A 17488-nucleotide genomic window follows, 5' to 3' on the forward strand; every position below is an offset into this window, starting at 1 on the left:
ACGTTATCGCCCCGGCTCGCCCTGCCGCCCGCCGGAGTCCGCTTCGGCGTCGGCGGCATCGGCCGACGGCGGGGCGGCGGCCGCCGGCGGGGGGCCCGCCGGTTCCGCCGGCTCCTCGGCGGGCTGCACGATCCGCACGGCGTCCCGCAGCGCCTCGCGCTGCTCGGCGGACATCATGCCGAAGAAGGCCACGAGGGCGGCCGCGGGGTTGTCGCTCGTCGACCAGGCCTCGTTCATCAGCGCGGCCGAGTAGGCGGCGCGGGTGGAGACCGCCGTATATCGATAGGCGCGGCCTTCCGCTTCCCGGCGGACCCAGCCCTTCTGGTGGAGATTGTCCATAACGGTCATGACCGTGGTGTACGCGATGGACCGTTCCTGCTGCAGGTCTTCCAGGACTTCGCGAACGGTGACCGGGCGGTTCCACTGCCACACCCGCGTCATGACTGAGTCTTCGAGTTCTCCCAAGGGGCGAGGCACAGCAGCACGATAGTGCGGGATGCGGCGAATTGCCCGGCTATTCGGACGGCAACGCGCGGCGAAATGTGGGAGGGCATACGCAGAAGGCGTACGGCTCGAGGAGCCGTACGCCCGTCCCCCTCGGGGGGGTACTAGTTCTGGGGCTTGGACTGCCGGGCGGCCTCGGCGCGGGCGAGCACGGCGTCCACCGCCGCGTCCTCCTTGCCCTTGTTGGCACCGCCCTGGCTCTTCACGATCGTCACGACGAGCGCGATGAAGAACACGGCCATCACGAAGGGGGGCACGAGCGCGGAAACGTAGTCCATGCCCCCAGCCTAGCTAGTGCTGTGACCGGAAAGGTTCACCGGGTCGCGGCGCCCGGCAAACCTTCCCGGCCACAGCACTAGCCGGCCGCGCGGCCCGCCGCCGGGGGCGGCGCGGGCTTGCGGCGCGGCGGGAAGACCTCGCCCGGGGTCGGGATCGGGTGCGCGGGCCGGTCGTCGGGCTCGGGCTCCCGCGGGCGCGGCTCCTTCTCCTTGCCGGAGCCGGAGCCGGACCCTGATCCGGACACCGCGCCTTGGGCCGAGCCGGAGCCGGCGGGGCCGCTGGCCGTCCCGGCGCCGCCGGCGATGGCCAGCAGCCGGGTCCGCGGCGCGGGCGCGGTGGAGAGCCTGCGGCGTACGGAGCGCTCCGCGATCACCTGCGACCGCTCCAGCAGGGCGGCCGCGACCGGGTTGGCGCGCAGGGCCCGCAGGGCGGCGAGGTCGTCGGGCACGGGCTCGTAACCGGCGGCCAGGGCGTCCTGGAGCAGCTCCAGGTAGCCCGTGAGGCTCCCCGGCAGCGCGGCTCTGTACCGGGCCAGGTCGGCGAGGAGGAACGCTCTGAGCCGCCCCGCCTCCTGGACCGCTTCGTCCACCGACTGCGCGAGGCGCAGGCAGTCCTGGACCTCGGCGGCCGTCAGAGGGGCCGTGGAGGACTGGAGGGCGTGAGCGAGCGAACGCCTGAGCACGTGAAGCTCATCAGCGCTGAACGCCATGCCGCCGCGGGATCCGTAGGGCGTGGGCATGGGCCGAAGATACGCGCTAATCGGACAAAATCCCCTCAGGGAACCCGCGCCCGGCGCGCCGGACCTTCAGCCGGACTCCTTGACCACGCGGAGGAAATCGGCCCAGGCGGCCTGGGTGGTGGCGAGGACGAGGTGGGCCGGATCGGCGCGGTCCGCCACGCGGACCAGGGTGCCGGGGGCCGCGCTGACGTACACGCAGTTGTCCCCCTCGCCGCAGAACGAGGACTTCTGCCAGGCGGTCCGAGTGGTCATGGTGTCTCCTCAGCTCACAGGCGCGTGCGGCGCCGTGGACGAGCTCCCGGTATTTCTCGTGGGGGGACCGTAACCCCATGGCGGCCGCACTCCGGCCATTTCCGGGGAATTCGCTGCGCCGGGCGTCAGGAGGCGCTAAGAGGTACGGGGATCTCGTAGGCGATCTCCGCGTGCCGGTCGGCGACCGCGATGTCGGCGGTCTCCACCGCGCGGCCGTCCGCCGCGTAGTGCGTGCGCTCGATCCGGGTGATCAGGTCGCCGACGCCGATGGCGAGCAGCCCGGCCTGGCGGCGGTCCGCGCGGGCCGGGCGCGGGACCTCCACCGCCGAGGTGACCGCGATGCCGATCGCGCGCATCCGCGCCACGACGCCGGCGCCCTTGTGGGGGCCCAGCTCGGGCAGGACGACCGGGGTTCCGCCGGTGAGCGCCATCGGCTCCCAGGACTCGCAGACCTCGAAGGGGAGCTCCCCGTCGAAGAGCGCGTACGTGGTGAGCACGCACGGGTCGCCGGGGGCGATGGCGAGGCGCTCGGCGATGGCCTCGGTGGCGGCGACGCGGGCCTTGGTGTGGGACTCCCGGCGCACGCGGCCGGAGCCGTCGGGCCCGGCGGGCCCTACAGGATCGGCGGGGCCGGAGCGCAGGACGCGCGGGCGCTGCCGCGGGACGCGGACGTAGGTGCCGGCGCCGGGCCGGCCTTCGAGGAGGCCCTCGATGACCAGGAGTTCCATCGCCCGCTGGGTGACGGACTGCCCCACGCGGTACTCGGCGGCGAGCCGGGCCCGCGAGGGGAGCCTCGACCCGACGGGCCATTCCGCGGCCCGGATCCGGGTCCGGAGCGCGTCGGCCACCTTCACGTACGCGGTGTCGCGGGGCATTTCGGCCGTCCTGTGCTCGTCGTGGACCCGCCGCCCGGCCGGCCCGGTCAACCCCGGCCGCGGGCGCACGGGCACGGGCCCGGGCCCCCACCCGGGGGCGGGGGCCGGCGCGTCAGTCGAAGGTCGGGGCGTTGCGCTCGTAGACCAGGCGCAGGCCGACCAGGGTGAGCCAGGGCTCGTGGTCGTCGATCACCGAGGCCTCGCCGAGGACGATCGGGGCCAGGCCGCCCGTGGCGATGACGCGGACCTCGTCCGGGGCGCCGTTCGGGCCGGCCAGCTCCTTGGCCATCCGGGTCACGATCCCGTCGACCTGGCCGGCGAACCCGTAGACCACGCCCGACTGCATCGCCTCGACGGTGGACTTGCCGATGACGTTGCGCGGGCGGGCCAGCTCGATCTTGCGGAGCTGGGCGCCCCGTACGCCGAGGGCCTCCATCGAGATCTCGATGCCCGGGGAGATCACCCCGCCGACGTACTCGCCCTTCGCGGACACGGCGTCGAAGGTGGTGGCCGTACCGAGGTCGACGACGATCGCCGGACCGCCGTAGAGCTCGACCACCGCGACCGCGTTGACGATGCGGTCCGCGCCGACCTCCTTCGGGTTGTCCATGAGGATCGGGACGCCCGTCTTGGTCCCGGGCTCCACGATCACCGCCGGAACGTCGCCGTAGTAGCGGCGGGTCACCTCGCGCAGCTCGTGCAGGACCGCCGGCACCGTCGAGCAGATCGCGATGCCGTGGATGCCGTCTCCCAGCTCGTTGCCGAGCATCGGGTGCATGCCCATCAGGCCCTGCATGAGCACGGCCATCTCGTCGGCCGTGCGGCGCGGGTCGGTCGAGATGCGCCAGTGCTCGACGATCTCGTCACCGTCGAACAGGCCGAAGACCGTATGGGTGTTGCCCACGTCGATGGTGAGGAGCACCGGTTACACCGCCTCGCGCAGATCGAGGCCGATGTCCAGGATCGGGGAGGAGTGGGTGAGGCCGCCGACCGCGAGGTAGTCGACGCCGGTCTCGGCGTAGGCGCGGGCGTTGTGCATGGTGAGGCGGCCCGAGGACTCCAGCACCGCGCGGCCGTGCACGAGCGCCACCGCCTCCGCGGTCTCGATCGGGGTGAAGTTGTCGAGCAGGATCAGGTCGGCGCCCGCCTCCAGGGCCTCGCGGACCTGCTGGAGGGTGTCCACCTCGACCTCGACGGGCAGGTCGGGGAACTGCTCGCGCACGGCCTTGAAGGCCTCGCGGACCCCGCCCGCCGCGATCACGTGGTTGTCCTTGACCAGCGCCGCGTCCGAGAGGGACATCCGGTGGTTGACGCCGCCGCCGCAGCGGACCGCGTACTTCTCCAGGCAGCGCAGGCCGGGGGTGGTCTTGCGGGTGTCGCGGACCTTGGCCTTGGTGCCCTCCAGCTCGTCGGCCCACGCGCGGGTCGCGGTGGCGATGCCCGACATCAGGCAGAGCAGGTTGAGCGCGCTGCGTTCGCCGGTGAGCAGGTCGCGGGTGCGGGCCCGGACCGACAGCAGCACCTGGCCGGGCTCGACGCGCTCGCCGTCCTCGACGTGCCGCTCCACCTCGAACGTCTCGGTGCACACGACGGACAGGACGGCCTCGGCGACGCGCAGGCCGGCGACCGTGCCCGCCTCGCGCGCGGTGAAGTCGGCCGTCGCGACGGCTTCCTCGGGGACGGTGGCGACGGTGGTCACGTCGACCCCGCCGTCGAGGTCCTCGGAGATCGCCATGTGCGCGATGTCCTCGACCTCGACCGGGTCCAGGCCCGCGTCGGCGAGCAGTTGGGCCAGTGCCGGGTCGAGGCCGGTCTCCTCGCCCTCGCCGCAGGCGCAGTCGTCGCCGCAGCCGCCGTCGCCGCCGGCGGGCCGGCCGAGGAGGGGGAGCTCCTCGTGCTCGTGGGTGTGGTCGTGCTCGTGGGGGGTTTCCTGCTCGTGCGTGCTCACGGTTACCGCTCCAGGCTGTCGGTGCTCAGGGGGATCTGTACGGGCGGGAAGTCCGCCGAGTCGGTGGAGGTGACGACCAGGGCCCGCCGCTCGGTCGCCGACAGGCGTACGACGAGGTGGCGGCGCCATGCGGCGTCGTCCCGGTCGGGGTGGTCCTCGCGCCAGTGGCAGCCGCGGGTCTCCGCGCGCCGCTGGGCGGCGGCGACCAGGACCCGGGCCACGCACAGCAGGTTGGTGGCCTCCCAGGTCTCGGTGCCGGGGACGGCCGTCTTGCCCCGGGTCTCCAGCTCGGTCAGGGCCGTCGCGTACAGCGCTTCGAGCGCGGCGGCGGCCGTCGCCAGCGATGCGGCGGAGCGGAGCACGCCCGCGCCGTCGGTCATGATGCGCTGGATCTCGTACCGCGCCTCGGCGGGCTGGAGGGGGCCGGTGGCCGGGACGGGGATGCCGGGGCCGTTGCCGGCGGGCGGGTTCCCGATGATCTCGTCGGCGATCCGCTCGGCGAAGACCAGGCCCTCCAGCAGGGAGTTGGAGGCCAGCCGGTTCGCGCCGTGCACGCCGGTGCAGGCGACCTCGCCGCACGCGTACAGGCCGGGGACGGTGGTGCGGCCGTGCAGGTCGGTGCGTACGCCGCCGGAGGCGTAGTGCGCGGCCGGGGCCACGGGGATGGGCTCGGTGACCGGGTCGATGCCGTGGGAGCGACAGGCGGCGAGGATGGTCGGGAAGCGCTGCTCCCACATCCGGGCGCCGAAGTGCCGGGCGTCCAGGTACATGTGCTCGGTGCCCTGCTCCTGCATGCGGCGCATGATGCCCTTGGCGACGATGTCGCGGGGCGCGAGCTCGGCGAGCTCGTGCTGGCCGGTCATGAAGCGGACTCCGTCGGCGTCGACGAGGTACGCGCCCTCGCCGCGGACGGCCTCCGACACCAGGGGCTGCTGGCCCTCGGCGTCGGCGCCGAGGAAGAGCACGGTGGGGTGGAACTGGACGAATTCGAGGTCGGACACCTCGGCGCCGGCGCGCAGTGCGAGGGCCACGCCGTCGCCCGTGGAGACGGACGGGTTGGTGGTCGCGGAGAAGACCTGGCCCATGCCGCCGGTCGCCAGGATCACGGCGGGCGCGTGGACGGCGCCGACCCCGTCGTGCTGGCCCTCGCCCATGACGTGCAGCGTGACGCCCGCGGTGCGCCCCCGCGCGTCCAGGAGGAGGTCCAGGACCAGGGCGTTCTCGACGGTCTCGATGCCGGCCGCCTGGACGGCTTCGACGAGTGCCCGGGAGATCTCGGCGCCGGTGGCGTCGCCGCCGGCGTGCGCGATGCGGCGGCGGTGGTGGCCGCCCTCGCGGGTCAGCTCGATCTCGCCGGTCTCGGCGGAGGTGTCGAAGACGGCGCCCTCGGCGATGAGCCGGCGCACGGCGTCCGGGCCCTCGGTGACCAGGAGCCGGACGGCGGCCTCGTCGCACAGGCCGGCGCCGGCGACGAGGGTGTCTTCGAGGTGCTGCTCGGGGGTGTCCCCGTCGCCGAGGGCGGCGGCGATGCCGCCCTGGGCCCAGCGGGTGGAGCCGTCGTCGAGCCGGGCCTTGGTGACCACGACGGTGCGGCGGCCCGCGGCGGCGCAGCGCAGCGCGGCGGTCAGGCCCGCGACTCCGGACCCGACGACCACGACGTCGGCGTCGACGGACCAGCCGGGGGCCGGGGCGTGCAGCCGTATGCCGGTGCTGGTGCCCGCTGTCGCGGGGCCTCTGCCTGGGGTACTCACGCGTGTGCTCCGAACTCCAATGGGATGTTGTCGATCAGCCGGGTCGCGCCCACCTTCGCGGCGACGGCCAGCACGGCCTGACCGGTGAAGCCGGGGCCGGCCTCGGTGAAGTCCTGGGGGTCGACCAGCGCCAGGTAGTCCAGTACGAGGGGCGGGTCGTGCCGGCCCGCCTCGTGGAGGACGTGCCGGGCGGCGGCCCGTACGGCCTCCGGCAGGCCGGCGCCCGCCGCCGCGACGGCGTGGGCGTCGGCGGAGGCGCGGATCTCGCCGAGCCGGGCCAGGCCGGTGGCCCGCTCGTCGCCGGCGGGGGGCGACTGGGCCTCGGCGCGGTCGCGCAGCGCGGCCTGGGCGGCGAGCCGGTCGCGGCCGGCGAACAGGGCGCGGGACAGGGCGAGGGCGGTGCCGCGCTCCTTGGCGGAGAGGTAGCGGTTGCGGGAGGACAGCGCGAGCCCGTCCTCCTCGCGGACGGTCGGTACGCCCCACACCTCCACGGGGAAGTTGAGGTCGGTCACCATCCGCCGGATCAGAGCCAGTTGCTGCGCGTCCTTCTGGCCGAAGAAGGCCAGGTCGGGGCGGGTGAGGTGGAGCAGCTTGGCGACGACGGTCAGCATGCCGTCGAAGTGGCCCGGGCGGGTGGCGCCTTCGAGGCGGCCGCCCATCGGTCCGGCGCTGATCCGGACCTGGGGGTCGCCGCCGGGGTACACCTCGTCGACGGCGGGGGCGAAGACGGCGTCGGCGCCGGCCGCTTCGGCGAGGGCCAGGTCTGCGTCGAGGGTGCGGGGGTAGCGGTCGAGGTCCTCGTTGGCCCCGAACTGGAGGGGGTTGACGAAGACCGTGACCACGACCTGGCCGGCGGGGCCGACCTGCGCGCGGGCGGTGCGGACCAGGGTGGCGTGGCCGTCGTGGAGGGCGCCCATGGTCATGACGACGGCGCGGCGGCCGCTGTCGGCGCCCGGGGCCGAGGTCGTGCCGTCCCGGGGGAGCCGGTGGAGCTGCTCGGCGGTGTCGAGGAGGATCACCGGTCGCCGCCTTCGGGGTCGTGGGCGTCGAATCCGGCCGCGCCGTCGGCGAGCACGCCGAGCAGGTCCTCGGCGAGTTCGGGCTTGAGCAGGCCGTGCGCGAGGGCCCGGTCGGCGGTGGAACGGGCCATCGCGAGGTAGCCGGCGACGGTGCCCGGGGCGTGCTTGCGCAGTTCGGAGACGTGCGCGGCCACGGTGCCGGCGTCACCGCGGGCCACCGGGCCGGTCAGGGCGGCGTCACCGGAGCGCAGGGCGTTGTCGAGGGCCGCGCCGAGGAGCGGGCCGAGCATCCGGGCGGGGTGCTCGACGCCGGCCTTGCTCAGCAGCTCCATGGACTGGGCCACCAGGGTGACCAGGTGGTTCGCGCCGAGGGCGAGGGCCGCGTGGTAGAGCGGGCGGTTCGCCTCGGCGATCCACTCGGGCTCCCCGCCCATCTCGATGACCAGGGCCTCGGCGGCGAGCCGCAGCTCGTCGGGGGCGGTCACCCCGAAGGAGCAGCCGGCGAGGCGCTGGACGTCGACCTCGGTGCCGGTGAAGGTCATCGCGGGGTGCAGGGCCAGCGGGAGGGCGCCCGCGCGGCGGGCCGGGTCCAGCACGGCGACCCCGTACCGCCCGGAGGTGTGCACGAGGAGCTGGCCGGGGCGGACCGCGCCGGTCTCGGCGAGTCCCTGCACCAGGGTCGGCAGGGCGTCGTCGGGGACGGTGAGCAGGACGAGGTCGGCGGCCTGGAGGACCTGCGCGGGCGCCACGACCGGCACGTCGGGCAGCATCCGCTCGGCGCGGCGGCGCGAGGCGTCGGAGACGCCCGACACGGCGACGGGGCGGTGCCCGGTCTGCTGGAGGGCGCGGGCCAGCGCGGGGCCGACCCGGCCGGCTCCGACGACACCGACGGCGAGCCTGGCGGGGCGCTCCGCCTGAGGGGATGTGTTCACGCGGGGAAAGCCTTCCGTTCCAGTCCGCGGGGGGTACCGGACGATACGTCGCCATGCTAAGCCGTCCCGGGGAAATGGGGTGCGCTTCCCCCTCCCCCGGTCGGCGATGATCGGGGGATGAGCGAGGACGCGGTACGGGTGGCGGAGCGGGCGGCGGACGACGTCCGGCTCTTATACACCTCTGACGATGCCGACGATCTCCTCTGTGCTGTTCTCGTTGGTACCGGCGTCTAATGTGTATCAGAGCCCGCACAGCGCTCTCTCCTCGTCACACACGGCTTCAGAAATACTGGCGATCGGTCCGACTGAACGTTCGACGTGCCGTACAAGTTCCAGGGCGAAGCCTTTCCCATGACCCGTCAGAGCACTGTAAGCCGGACCTGTGCGTCTCCCCCCATCCTTTATCTCCGACATATCGGACGCATCCGCAGAAGCACCCACAGGGCTCTCCCCAGGGCTCTCCCCAGAGCTCCCCCCGACATCCGGAGCCTCTCGGTGGCACCATGACCCGGTGACCCACGCAACGCCGCGCCCCATCCAAGTCGTCGCCCACCGCGGCGCCTCGGAGGATGCCCCCGAGCACACCCTGGCCGCCTACCGCAAGGCCATCGAGGACGGGGCCGACGCCCTCGAATGCGATGTACGGCTCACGGCCGACGGCCATCTGGTCCTGGTCCACGACCGTCGGGTGAACCGCACCTCCAACGGCCGCGGCGCGGTCTCCGCCCTGGAGCTCGCCGATCTCGCCGCGCTCGACTTCGGCTCGTGGAAGGACCGCGAGGAGTCCCCCGACTGGGACGCCGACCCCGAGCGGACCTCCGTCCTCACCCTGGAGCGGCTGCTGGAGCTGGTCGCCGACGCCGGACGGCCGGTGCAACTGGCGATCGAGACGAAGCACCCGACCCGCTGGGCCGGACAGGTGGAGGAGCGCCTGCTCTTCCTCCTCAAGCGCTTCGGCCTGGACGCGCCGCCCGCCGAGGGGCCGCACCCGGTCCGGGTGATGAGCTTCTCCGCGCGCTCCCTGCACCGGATGCGGGCGGCCGCGCCGACGGTCCCGACCGTGTACCTGATGCAGTTCATCTCGCCTCGGATGCGGGACGGCCGGCTGCCGGCCGGGGTGCAGATCGCGGGGCCGGGCATGCGGATCGTGCGCGGCCATCCGGGCTTCATCCGCAAACTTCAAGCCGCGGGCCACTCCGTGCACGTATGGACTGTGAACGATCCCGAAGACGTTCAGCTCTGCGCTGATCTGGGTGTAGAAGCGATCATCACGAACAGACCACGCCAGGTTCTGTCACAACTAGGGCGCTGACGCCCCTTTTTGCCCACCCGTCACACGAACACCGGACGTCACAGGGTGTGCACCGGCGCATCCGCTCCGCATTCGGCCGTCGTCAATGCGCCAGAGGGCTCCGCTTGGGCGGTTTCCGGTCCAGGCCATTGGGGCATCCAGACCATGCGTGGGGCTAAGGAGGTTCCGGGGGTGGCGTTGATGGTGGCACAAGAAGTGCCCACGTCGTCGTGCATGGACGTACGCCATGGTCCTGCGGGCGTGGGCGAGGCGAGGCACCGGATGCGCGAGCAATTGCGTGTCAGCGGGGTGCCCGAATCGGTCGTGGACGATGCCGTACTGATCCTTTCCGAACTGCTCAGCAACGCCTGCCGACACGGCAGGCCGCTGGGCGCGCGGGACATCGGTGACGGCGGGATACGCGCGTCGTGGCGCGTGGACAAAGCGGGGCGGCTGACGGTCGAGGTCACGGACGGCGGCGGTCCCACCCGCCCGGTCCCGGCCACGCCCTCGGTCACCGCGCGAGGCGGGCGGGGGCTGAACATCATCAGCGCCCTGGCCCAGGACTGGGGTGTCCGGGACGGAGCGGCGGGTGAGGTCACCGTCTGGGTGATCGTCGCCTGTGGGGCCCGGCACGAGGATTTCGCTACGCGCGTCGCGGCCCCGGCGATCGACTTCGGTACGGCCTTCGGCGACCTGGATCCCTGATCCCCGGTCCCCGGCCCCGAACAACTGGATGGCGGCCGTCCGGGAGCGCACGCCGACCGTGCTCCCGGCCGCACCCCACCGGCTGCGGCGGTACGAACGGCTAGGCTCGCGCCCAGACCTACGCCGTACCGCCGCAACCGGGAGACACCCACGATGGCCAAGAAGCGCCCCGCAGCGAAGACCGCAAAGCCGCAGCTCAACAACGGTGAGATCCCGGTGGTGGGCGCTCGCGAGCCCTGCCCCTGCGGATCCGGGCGCCGCTACAAGGCCTGTCACGGCGCAGCCGCCGCGCACGCCGTCACCGAGCACGTGCGGCGCCCCTTCGAGGGCCTGCCCGGCGAGTGCGACTGGGTCGCGCTGCGCGAGCTCGTCCCCGCCGCCACCGTGCCGCTCACCCTCAAGGGCGGCCTGCCCGAGGGCGTCCCCTCCGTCACGCTGGTGACCGTACTCCCGCTGGCCTCGCCGGCGCTGCGCCGCGAGGACGGCTCCGTCCTGCTCGGCCTGCAGAACGACTCGACCAGCGGCGACCTCGCCCGCGACATGGCCGACACCCTGGAGCGCGCGCTCGCCGCCGAGCCGGGCACCGTCATCGAGGCCCGCCGGGTCCCTGCCGAGGGCACCCGACTTCAGGATCTCCTGGCCGCGGACGGCGGTTTCGAGCCGGTTGTGCACAGCGGGTTCGAGTTCTGGATTCCGGACGCGGACGGCGCGCAGAACGCCTCGCCGGAGATCGCCGCCTCCCTGGAGCGCGCCAACGCGGCCGCCATCCCGACGGTCAAGCTGACCGGCGTGGACTCCGCCTACTGGTGCGAGACCCCCGACAAGAACCACCTGCGCTGGGTCATGCCGCACCCGGAGGAGAAGCTGCTCGACGCGCTCGCGCGACTGCACGCGGCCGGCACCTCCTCGCTCGGCGAGGGCACCAAGCTCGTCGGTTCCTTCCGCGCGCACGGCCTGATGGTCCCCGTCTGGGACCTGCCCACCGGTGTCTCCGCGGACGACGTGGAGAAGCCGGCGGCGGAGCTCGCCGAGCGGCTGGCCGTTGCTCTCGCCACGGACGCGCCGCTGACCACGGAGGAGCGCCGGGCCCGCGGCGGCCTCACCAACCGCCAGGTGACGCTCAGCTGACCGGCGCCGGGGGCCGCTCGCGGCCTCCGGCGGGCCGCTCGCGGGCCCCTGACGGGAGGGCCACAGGTGACCGCTCACCGGTGACCGGTGTCACAACTCCCGCTAATCGCCTGCAAATCGATGTCCGAATATCAGAGATCGAATTTGCAAGCAGGCGATCTCTTGTTACCGTTCTTGTAGCCCGGTCGCTGGTGCATCCCCCGTCGCCAGCGACCGGGCCCTTGATTTTCGGCGGTGCTCAACCGTCGCCCGGTGCCGGTGAGTTGCTCCCGGACCGCAGCAGCAGCGCCCCTTCATCATCCGGAACTGCAAATTCCGCAATGGCCGAGTAGGCGTCGGGCGCCCCGGCCGAGGGATCCTTGGGCGTCTCGCACAGACCCGGCTCGTCCCCCGCGCCGACCGCGCAGCGGATCTGCACCGTCCGGCCGGCCGGACCCATCACCGTGAGCACCGCGTCGAGCGGACGGCCGCTGGTGTTGCGGTAGTAGCTGCGCCCCCACGTCCGCCCCTCGCCGACCAGCACGCAGGTCTGTGCCTCCACCCCCTGCGGGGAGGACACTTCGGGCCCGCAGCGCGCGTCCGTACGCGGCTGCTCGGAGGGACCCGGGCGGGCCGGCGCCCCGGCGGCGGCGGAACTCGCTTCGGAACCGCCGGAGTCGGAATCGCCGGAGTCGGAATCGCCGGAGTCGGAATCGCCGGAGTCGGAATCGCCGGGGTCAGAAGAGTTGGAGTCGGAAGAGCCCGGGGAGGAACGGCCGAGGCCGAAGGTGGAGAGCAGCCCACCGCCCTTTCCGTCGCTCTGACCGGCGAAATCCGGCCCGGCGATCGCTCCCGCCAGCGGGAGCGACAAGATGATCAGCACACCGGCACCGATACCGATCAGGCGGAGATTCATTCGCCGAACATAGCGACGCGGGAATGGGGCACGGACATCCCCGCGCCCAATTCCCCTGGAAACCCGTCCTGCTGGCACCCGTACGAGTGATCTGTCAGTACGCGAGCCGGCTGCCGCCGCCCGGCGCCCCGCTGCTCGCCTCGACCAGCGCGTCCACGACCGCCTCCACTTCCGGCAGCCAGATCCCCCCGTCCGCCGCCGGCCCGCGCTCCCACCGCACTTGGCCGCCGCCGATCGCGGCGGAGGGCGGCAGCAGCAGGTAGCCGCCCTCGCCGTGGAAGCGCAGCGAGGAGGGCACGTGGTCCTTGGCGTAAAGGAGTTCGCCGAGCCGCTCCAGCGAGTACGGCGCCACCAGCAGCGACCACCGCGTGGGCGTGGCCACGACCGGCCCGAGTCGCAGGCCCTGCGCGTCCAGCCGTACGACGGCACGCGCGGCCGCCGCGGCAGGCAGGCTCACCGCGCAGGGCGCGGTTCCGCCGGTGGCCAGCAGGATGGGGGCACCGGCCCGGTTGGCCCACCACCAGGCCACCATCCGGGGGTCGGTGGTGGCCGCGAGCAGCCCCGGGTCGAAGGGGTGCGCGCCGGGAACGACGCAGTCGGGGTCGGGGCAGGCGCAGCGGGAGCTGTCGGCGCCGGAGCGCCCGACGCCGGGCAGTACGGGCCACCGCCAGGTCGCGGCGCAGGTGAGGGCCGCTTCGAGCAGGGCCGCCCCGTCGGCCTGAGGCGGGGCGGGGCGCAGGGATTGCAAGCGATTGCGGAGCCGCTGGAGACGCCTTCCGAGGATCTCGCGCATGAGCGCTCGTTCCTTTCCGTTGAACGCCGAGGGCCACATCACACCACGTGAGCGGTGGTTCACCACACGTACACGTTTCGCGTCACTGTCCACGAGAAGCAGGTTCACACGCTTCGTGCAGTTTTCTTACGGGTCCATGAAACGTCCGGCGGGGGCGGGACGCGACCTCGGGCCGCGACCCCGGGCCGAGGCGGGAAAGGCTGTCGTCGATGGGGACGACGGACCGCGCCGGACGGTTCCCGGCGGGTGCCGGAGTGCGCCAACTGTCCACGGCTGTCACCGATTACGTACCCGGACCGGCTGACGGACCTGCCCAGTCGACCGCAAAAACCGCCTGCTTCCCCCATTTTCCGGCCAAGTTCTAGCCTCGACCGGACAGTGAGTTGCCGTCTCACGGACACCAGGATTCCCACCTGGGCAATGCTGGACATCGCTCCTTGTGTGCGTGTAGATGTGGATTCATTGATGGCGGCGCAGCATGATCTGGGGGTTTGCGATGCTATATGGCGAATCGCACCAGCTGGAAGGGCGGACGCCATGAGCGCCCCACATTTGCCGAAAGTGGCTGGAATCGATCCAGCAGTTACAGCGTCCCCGCACACTGTGGCGCCCGCACCGGCGCCCTCATCCTCTCCCGTGCCCACCTCGACGACCCCGCGGACGGCCCACGCTCCGGCGCCGGCCCCCGCGGCGAGCTCTGTCATCCAGGACCGCCTGGCGGGCATGGTCTCCGACCTCACCACGCTCCACGAGCTCACCGAGCGGCTCGCCCGCGCCGCTGACCTGGCCTCCTCCCTCCAGGAGTTCCTGCGCGCCGGAGCGGCCCTCGTCGGCGCCCGGCGCGGCCTGATCGTCCTGGAACCCTCCGACGGGCTCGGCCCCACCACCACGATCGGCCTCGGCCTCGGCCACGCCGACCTCGGCCACATCGAGACGGTGCCGCGCAGCGCCACCTCCTACGGCCGCATCCTCGACGGGCTGCCCGACGCCCACGGCGGCTCCGACGTGCTCCCCGAACCCGGTACGGCCCCCGGTTCCGGGGGATACGCCACCCCCGTCGACCCCCGGCACCGCGAGGTGGCCGCCCGTCTCGGCTTCGCCGCCAGCTACTCGCTGCCGATCACCGCTGAGGCCACCGGCCGGCTCGGCGCGGCCGTCTGGCTCTACGACGAGCAGGCCGAGCCCAGCGACCGCCAGCGCGACCTGGCCGGGCTTTACGTACGGCACGCCGCCGAGCACCTGGCCCGGATCGTGGAGGTGGAACGCTCCCGCTCCGACCTGGCCACCGTCGCAGAGGAACTCCTGCCCAGCCGGCTCCCCCGGATCTCCGGGGTCCAGCTCGCCGCCCGGCACCACACCGGTCCGCGCGGCGGAGGCGACTGGTACGACGCGCTGCCGCTACCGGAGGGCGCCCTCGGGCTCGCCGTCGGCTCCGTCACCGGCTCCGGCCCGAGCGCCGTCGCCGCGATGGGCCGGCTGCGGGCCTCGCTGCGCGCGTACGCCGTCATGGAGGGCGAGGACCCGGTCGCGGTCCTGTCCGACCTGGAGCTGCTGCTGCGCCTGACCGAGCCCGCGCGCTCGGCGACCGCGCTCTTCGCGTACTGCGAGCCCGCCGGGAGCCCCCGGCCGGGCGGCCGGGGGAGGAAGATCATCCTGGCCGGGGCGGGCCACACCCCGCCGCTGCTGATCGGCGAGCGCCGCACCGAGTACGTGGAGACCACCCTCTCCGCGCCGCTCGGGATGCTGTCCTGCTGGGAGGCGCCGAGCGTGGAGATCGAGCCCGCGCCCGGAGAAACGGTGCTGCTGTACACGGACGGACTGCTCCGGCGTACCGGCGACCCGATGGACCGGGCCTACGCGCGGCTGCACGCCGCCGCCGCGGGGATCCCCCGCAGCGCCCGCGAGGACCCGGCCGCCATCTGCGACCACATCCTGCGGACCGTGCTGCCGGAGGGGGACGCGGCCGCCGCCGCGCCCCGGCCCGGCACGGTCCCCGACGAGGACATCGTGCTGCTCGCGGCCCGGTTCGAGTGAGGCGGCAGGTCCGGTTCGAGGTCCGGTTTAACTGATTTGTCACACGACCCGCCGGGCGCCGTCCGCTCACACATACGATGGATGAGGTCCATACCCGGTCCGTGTCCGTCGTACTGAGGAGAAGACGTGGCTGACGAGCTCACCCCGGAGACCCCGGAAGAAGAGCAGCCCAAGAAGAAGCACAAGCAGCGCAAGAACGGGCTGTACCCGGGCGTCAGCGAGGAACTCGCGGAGAGCATGCGCACCGGCTGGGCCGACACCGAGCTGCGCGGACTGGAGCCGATCGCCCAGGCCGTGCACACCGCCGCCCGCCGCTCCGCGCTGTCCAGGCGCTTCCCCGGCGAGCGCCTCGTCGTGCCCGCCGGCCGGCTCAAGACCCGCTCGAACGACACCGAGTACCCCTTCCGCGCCTCCACCGAGTACGCGTACCTCACCGGTGACCAGACCGAGAACGGCGTCCTGGTGCTGGAGCCCTCGGGGGAGACGGGCCACACCGCCAGCGTCTACCTGCTGCCCCGCTCCGACCGCGAGAACGGCGAGTTCTGGCTCTCCGGCAGCGGCGAACTGTGGGTCGGCCGGCGCCACTCCCTCACCGAGGCCGAGCAGCTCCTGGGCATCCCCGCCAAGGACGTCCGCAAGCTCTCCGAGGAGCTGGCCGAGGCCGAGGGCCCGGTCCGCGCCGTCCGCGGCCACGACTCCGTCATCGAGGCCGCCCTGACCGACAAGGTCACCAAGGAGCGCGACGAGGAGCTGCGCGTCTACCTCTCCGAGGCACGCGCCGTGAAGGACGCCTACGAGATCGGCGAGCTGCAGAAGGCCGTCGACTCCACCGTCCGCGGCTTCGAGGACGTCGTGAAGGTGCTCGACAAGGCCGAGGCCACCTCCGAGCGCTACATCGAGGGCACCTTCTTCCTGCGCGCCCGCGTCGAGGGCAACGACGTCGGCTACGGCTCCATCTGCGCCGCCGGCCCGCACGCCTGCACCCTGCACTGGGTCCGCAACGACGGCGACGTCCGCTCCGGCGACCTGCTGCTGCTCGACGCCGGTGTGGAGACCCACTCCCTCTACACCGCCGACGTCACGCGCACCCTGCCGATCAGCGGCGCGTACACCGAGATCCAGCGCAAGATCTACGACGCGGTGTACGAGTCCCAGGAAGCCGGCATCGCCGCCGTCAAGCCCGGGGCGAAGTTCCGCGACTTCCACGACGCCTCGCAGCACGTGCTCGCCGAGAAGCTCGTCGAGTGGGGCCTGCTGGAGGGCCCGGTCGAGCGCGTCCTGGAGCTCGGCCTGCAGCGCCGCTGGACCCTGCACGGCACCGGCCACATGCTCGGCATGGACGTCCACGACTGCGCCGCCGCGCGCACCGAGGCGTACGTCGACGGCACGCTGGAGCCGGGCATGTGCCTGACGGTCGAGCCCGGTCTGTACTTCCAGGCCGACGACCTGACCGTGCCCGAGGAGTACCGCGGCATCGGCGTCCGGATCGAGGACGACATCCTCGTCACCGAGGAAGGCAACCGGAACCTGTCGGCCGGGCTGCCCCGCACCTCGGACGACGTCGAGGCGTGGATGGCCCGCCTCAAGGGCTGATCGCTCACGTGCCGATGGGCCGGAACCCGCACGGGTTCCGGCCCATCGGCACGTCGTCTACGAGGCCTTCAGCAGCGCGTCGTCACGCCACTTCAGCATCTTGTCGAAGCTCACCACGGCTCCCCGGCCCGGCCGGTTGCGGAAGCGGACGTGGTCGGCGAGCTCCGCGATCAGGTGCAGGCCCCGGCCGTGCTCGGCCAGGGAGGGTCTGCGGCGGGCCACCGTCGCGGCGGGGAAGCCGGGACCCGAATCGCTCACCTCGATGCGGCAGCGGTCCCCGTCCAGATAGGCCGTGACGTGGTACGCCCCGGTCTCGTCCGGGGCTCCCGCGCGCGGGGCGGCTTCGCGGCCACCGTGCTCCACCGCGTTCGCGCAGGCCTCGCTCAGCGCCACCGACAGGTCGAAGGAGATGTCCGGGTCCACCCCAGCGGTCTCCATCGTTCCCAGCAGCAGCCGCCGGGCCAGCGGCACGCTCGCTGCTTCGCGCCTCAAGTGGAGAGACCACCAGATGCTCATACGGTTACCTATTGCCGCCCTGGGGGCCGGGTAAGCCCCCGAGGAGCGACAGAGCCCCCGTTCGGCCGATGCGGCGCTCCCGGCCGGCGGTGTATGCGACGGTATGGGCGCCCGTGGGCCGGCTGCTACGGGCCCCCGCACGAGCGGTCCACGAGCGGAGGCCCTGGCTCCGGCCGCGGTGCCCGTGCGCGGGAACGCAAAGTATGTGGCGCACCTGCCGTATGAGGCGCC

General features: G+C 73.1%; 17 protein-coding genes and 1 pseudogene. 5 read left to right on the forward strand and 13 right to left on the reverse strand.

From position 1 onward, the window contains the following. Positions 1 to 3 precede the first annotated feature (3 nt). The 10 genes from DRB89_RS14020 to DRB89_RS14060 form a co-directional block, all read right to left on the reverse strand. On the reverse strand, positions 4 to 477 hold the full coding sequence (locus DRB89_RS14020; protein WP_112448613.1) for a BlaI/MecI/CopY family transcriptional regulator: 474 nt from the start codon (positions 475 to 477) through the stop codon (positions 4 to 6). 131 nt (positions 478 to 608) lie between these two features. Next, a complete protein-coding gene (locus tag DRB89_RS43720) occupies positions 609 to 782 on the reverse strand; it encodes a hypothetical protein (RefSeq protein ID WP_204357709.1) in 174 nt (57 codons plus the stop codon). Between the two features lie 77 nt (positions 783 to 859). After that, positions 860 to 1522, reverse strand: coding sequence for a hypothetical protein (locus DRB89_RS14025; protein ID WP_112448612.1), 663 nt, complete (start codon positions 1520 to 1522; stop codon positions 860 to 862). A gap of 66 nt (positions 1523 to 1588) precedes the next feature. Then, positions 1589 to 1774: a DUF397 domain-containing protein gene (locus tag DRB89_RS14030; protein ID WP_112448611.1), complete on the reverse strand. Its 186-nt coding sequence runs from the start codon at positions 1772 to 1774 to the stop codon at positions 1589 to 1591. Between the two features lie 125 nt (positions 1775 to 1899). Beyond that, the gene (locus tag DRB89_RS14035; protein WP_112448610.1) at positions 1900 to 2649 is read right to left on the reverse strand and encodes a GntR family transcriptional regulator; all 750 of its coding nucleotides are present in this window, start codon (positions 2647 to 2649) and stop codon (positions 1900 to 1902) included. Positions 2650 to 2761: 112 nt separating this feature from the next. Beyond that, positions 2762 to 3571: a type III pantothenate kinase gene (locus tag DRB89_RS14040; protein WP_112448609.1), complete on the reverse strand. Its 810-nt coding sequence runs from the start codon at positions 3569 to 3571 to the stop codon at positions 2762 to 2764. 3 nt (positions 3572 to 3574) lie between these two features. Beyond that, the gene (gene nadC / locus DRB89_RS14045; RefSeq protein WP_112448608.1) at positions 3575 to 4597 is read right to left on the reverse strand and encodes a carboxylating nicotinate-nucleotide diphosphorylase; all 1023 of its coding nucleotides are present in this window, start codon (positions 4595 to 4597) and stop codon (positions 3575 to 3577) included. A gap of 2 nt (positions 4598 to 4599) precedes the next feature. After that, positions 4600 to 6348: an L-aspartate oxidase gene (locus DRB89_RS14050; RefSeq protein WP_112448607.1), complete on the reverse strand. Its 1749-nt coding sequence runs from the start codon at positions 6346 to 6348 to the stop codon at positions 4600 to 4602. Beyond that, positions 6345 to 7367: a pantoate--beta-alanine ligase gene (gene panC / locus DRB89_RS14055; protein ID WP_239516128.1), complete on the reverse strand. Its 1023-nt coding sequence runs from the start codon at positions 7365 to 7367 to the stop codon at positions 6345 to 6347. The genes DRB89_RS14050 and panC overlap by 4 nt, the downstream gene beginning before the upstream one ends. Continuing rightward, a complete protein-coding gene (locus tag DRB89_RS14060; RefSeq protein ID WP_112448605.1) occupies positions 7364 to 8299 on the reverse strand; it encodes a DUF2520 domain-containing protein in 936 nt (311 codons plus the stop codon). Before DRB89_RS14060 ends, panC begins: the two co-directional genes overlap by 4 nt. A gap of 511 nt (positions 8300 to 8810) precedes the next feature. Between DRB89_RS14060 and DRB89_RS14065 the strand changes: the two genes are divergently transcribed. The 3 genes and pseudogenes from DRB89_RS14065 to DRB89_RS14075 all read left to right on the forward strand — a co-directional run bounded on the left by DRB89_RS14065 (position 8811) and on the right by DRB89_RS14075 (position 11426). After that, positions 8811 to 9611 (forward strand): glycerophosphodiester phosphodiesterase, encoded by an 801-nt coding sequence (locus tag DRB89_RS14065; RefSeq protein ID WP_112448053.1) that lies wholly within the window; start codon positions 8811 to 8813, stop codon positions 9609 to 9611. Between the two features lie 85 nt (positions 9612 to 9696). Further along, positions 9697 to 10298: pseudogene (locus tag DRB89_RS14070) on the forward strand (ATP-binding protein). A gap of 153 nt (positions 10299 to 10451) precedes the next feature. After that, on the forward strand, positions 10452 to 11426 hold the full coding sequence (locus tag DRB89_RS14075) for a DUF5926 family protein (RefSeq protein ID WP_112448054.1): 975 nt from the start codon (positions 10452 to 10454) through the stop codon (positions 11424 to 11426). Between the two features lie 238 nt (positions 11427 to 11664). On the opposite strand, the gene DRB89_RS14080 is transcribed toward DRB89_RS14075, so the two are convergent. Together DRB89_RS14080 and DRB89_RS14085 are read right to left on the reverse strand one after the other, a co-directional pair. Next, positions 11665 to 12321, reverse strand: coding sequence for a hypothetical protein (locus DRB89_RS14080; protein WP_239516129.1), 657 nt, complete (start codon positions 12319 to 12321; stop codon positions 11665 to 11667). 94 nt (positions 12322 to 12415) lie between these two features. Beyond that, a complete protein-coding gene (locus tag DRB89_RS14085; RefSeq protein ID WP_112448056.1) occupies positions 12416 to 13114 on the reverse strand; it encodes a bifunctional DNA primase/polymerase in 699 nt (232 codons plus the stop codon). Positions 13115 to 13534: 420 nt separating this feature from the next. Here DRB89_RS14085 and DRB89_RS14090 point away from each other — a divergent pair, with 420 nt between their 5' ends. Further along, entirely contained in the window at positions 13535 to 15148 is a 1614-nt protein-coding gene (locus tag DRB89_RS14090; protein ID WP_112448057.1) for a PP2C family protein-serine/threonine phosphatase, read from the forward strand. A gap of 126 nt (positions 15149 to 15274) precedes the next feature. Beyond that, a complete protein-coding gene (locus DRB89_RS14095) occupies positions 15275 to 16741 on the forward strand; it encodes an aminopeptidase P family protein (protein WP_112448058.1) in 1467 nt (488 codons plus the stop codon). 57 nt (positions 16742 to 16798) lie between these two features. Here the strand turns inward: DRB89_RS14095 and DRB89_RS14100 are convergent, their stop codons facing one another. After that, positions 16799 to 17257: an ATP-binding protein gene (locus DRB89_RS14100; RefSeq protein ID WP_112448059.1), complete on the reverse strand. Its 459-nt coding sequence runs from the start codon at positions 17255 to 17257 to the stop codon at positions 16799 to 16801. Positions 17258 to 17488: the final 231 nt, after the last annotated feature.

The organism is Streptomyces sp. ICC4 (genome assembly GCF_003287915.1).
Classification (GTDB): domain Bacteria; phylum Actinomycetota; class Actinomycetes; order Streptomycetales; family Streptomycetaceae; genus Streptomyces; species Streptomyces tritrimontium.

Excerpts from the sequence above, each read along its gene's own strand:
- DRB89_RS14025 (WP_112448612.1), bottom strand. The coding sequence starts at position 1,522 with ATGCCCACGCCCTACGGATCCCGCGGCGGCATGGCGTTCAGCGCTGAT.
- DRB89_RS14080 (WP_239516129.1), bottom strand. The coding sequence starts at position 12,321 with ATGAATCTCCGCCTGATCGGTATCGGTGCCGGTGTGCTGATCATCTTG.
- DRB89_RS14090 (WP_112448057.1), top strand. The coding sequence starts at position 13,535 with ATGCTGGACATCGCTCCTTGTGTGCGTGTAGATGTGGATTCATTGATG.
- DRB89_RS14100 (WP_112448059.1), bottom strand. The coding sequence starts at position 17,257 with ATGAGCATCTGGTGGTCTCTCCACTTGAGGCGCGAAGCAGCGAGCGTG.
- DRB89_RS14085 (WP_112448056.1), bottom strand. The coding sequence starts at position 13,114 with ATGCGCGAGATCCTCGGAAGGCGTCTCCAGCGGCTCCGCAATCGCTTG.
- DRB89_RS14035 (WP_112448610.1), bottom strand. The coding sequence starts at position 2,649 with ATGCCCCGCGACACCGCGTACGTGAAGGTGGCCGACGCGCTCCGGACC.
- DRB89_RS14075 (WP_112448054.1), top strand. The coding sequence starts at position 10,452 with ATGGCCAAGAAGCGCCCCGCAGCGAAGACCGCAAAGCCGCAGCTCAAC.
- DRB89_RS14030 (WP_112448611.1), bottom strand. The coding sequence starts at position 1,774 with ATGACCACTCGGACCGCCTGGCAGAAGTCCTCGTTCTGCGGCGAGGGG.
- DRB89_RS43720 (WP_204357709.1), bottom strand. The coding sequence starts at position 782 with ATGGACTACGTTTCCGCGCTCGTGCCCCCCTTCGTGATGGCCGTGTTC.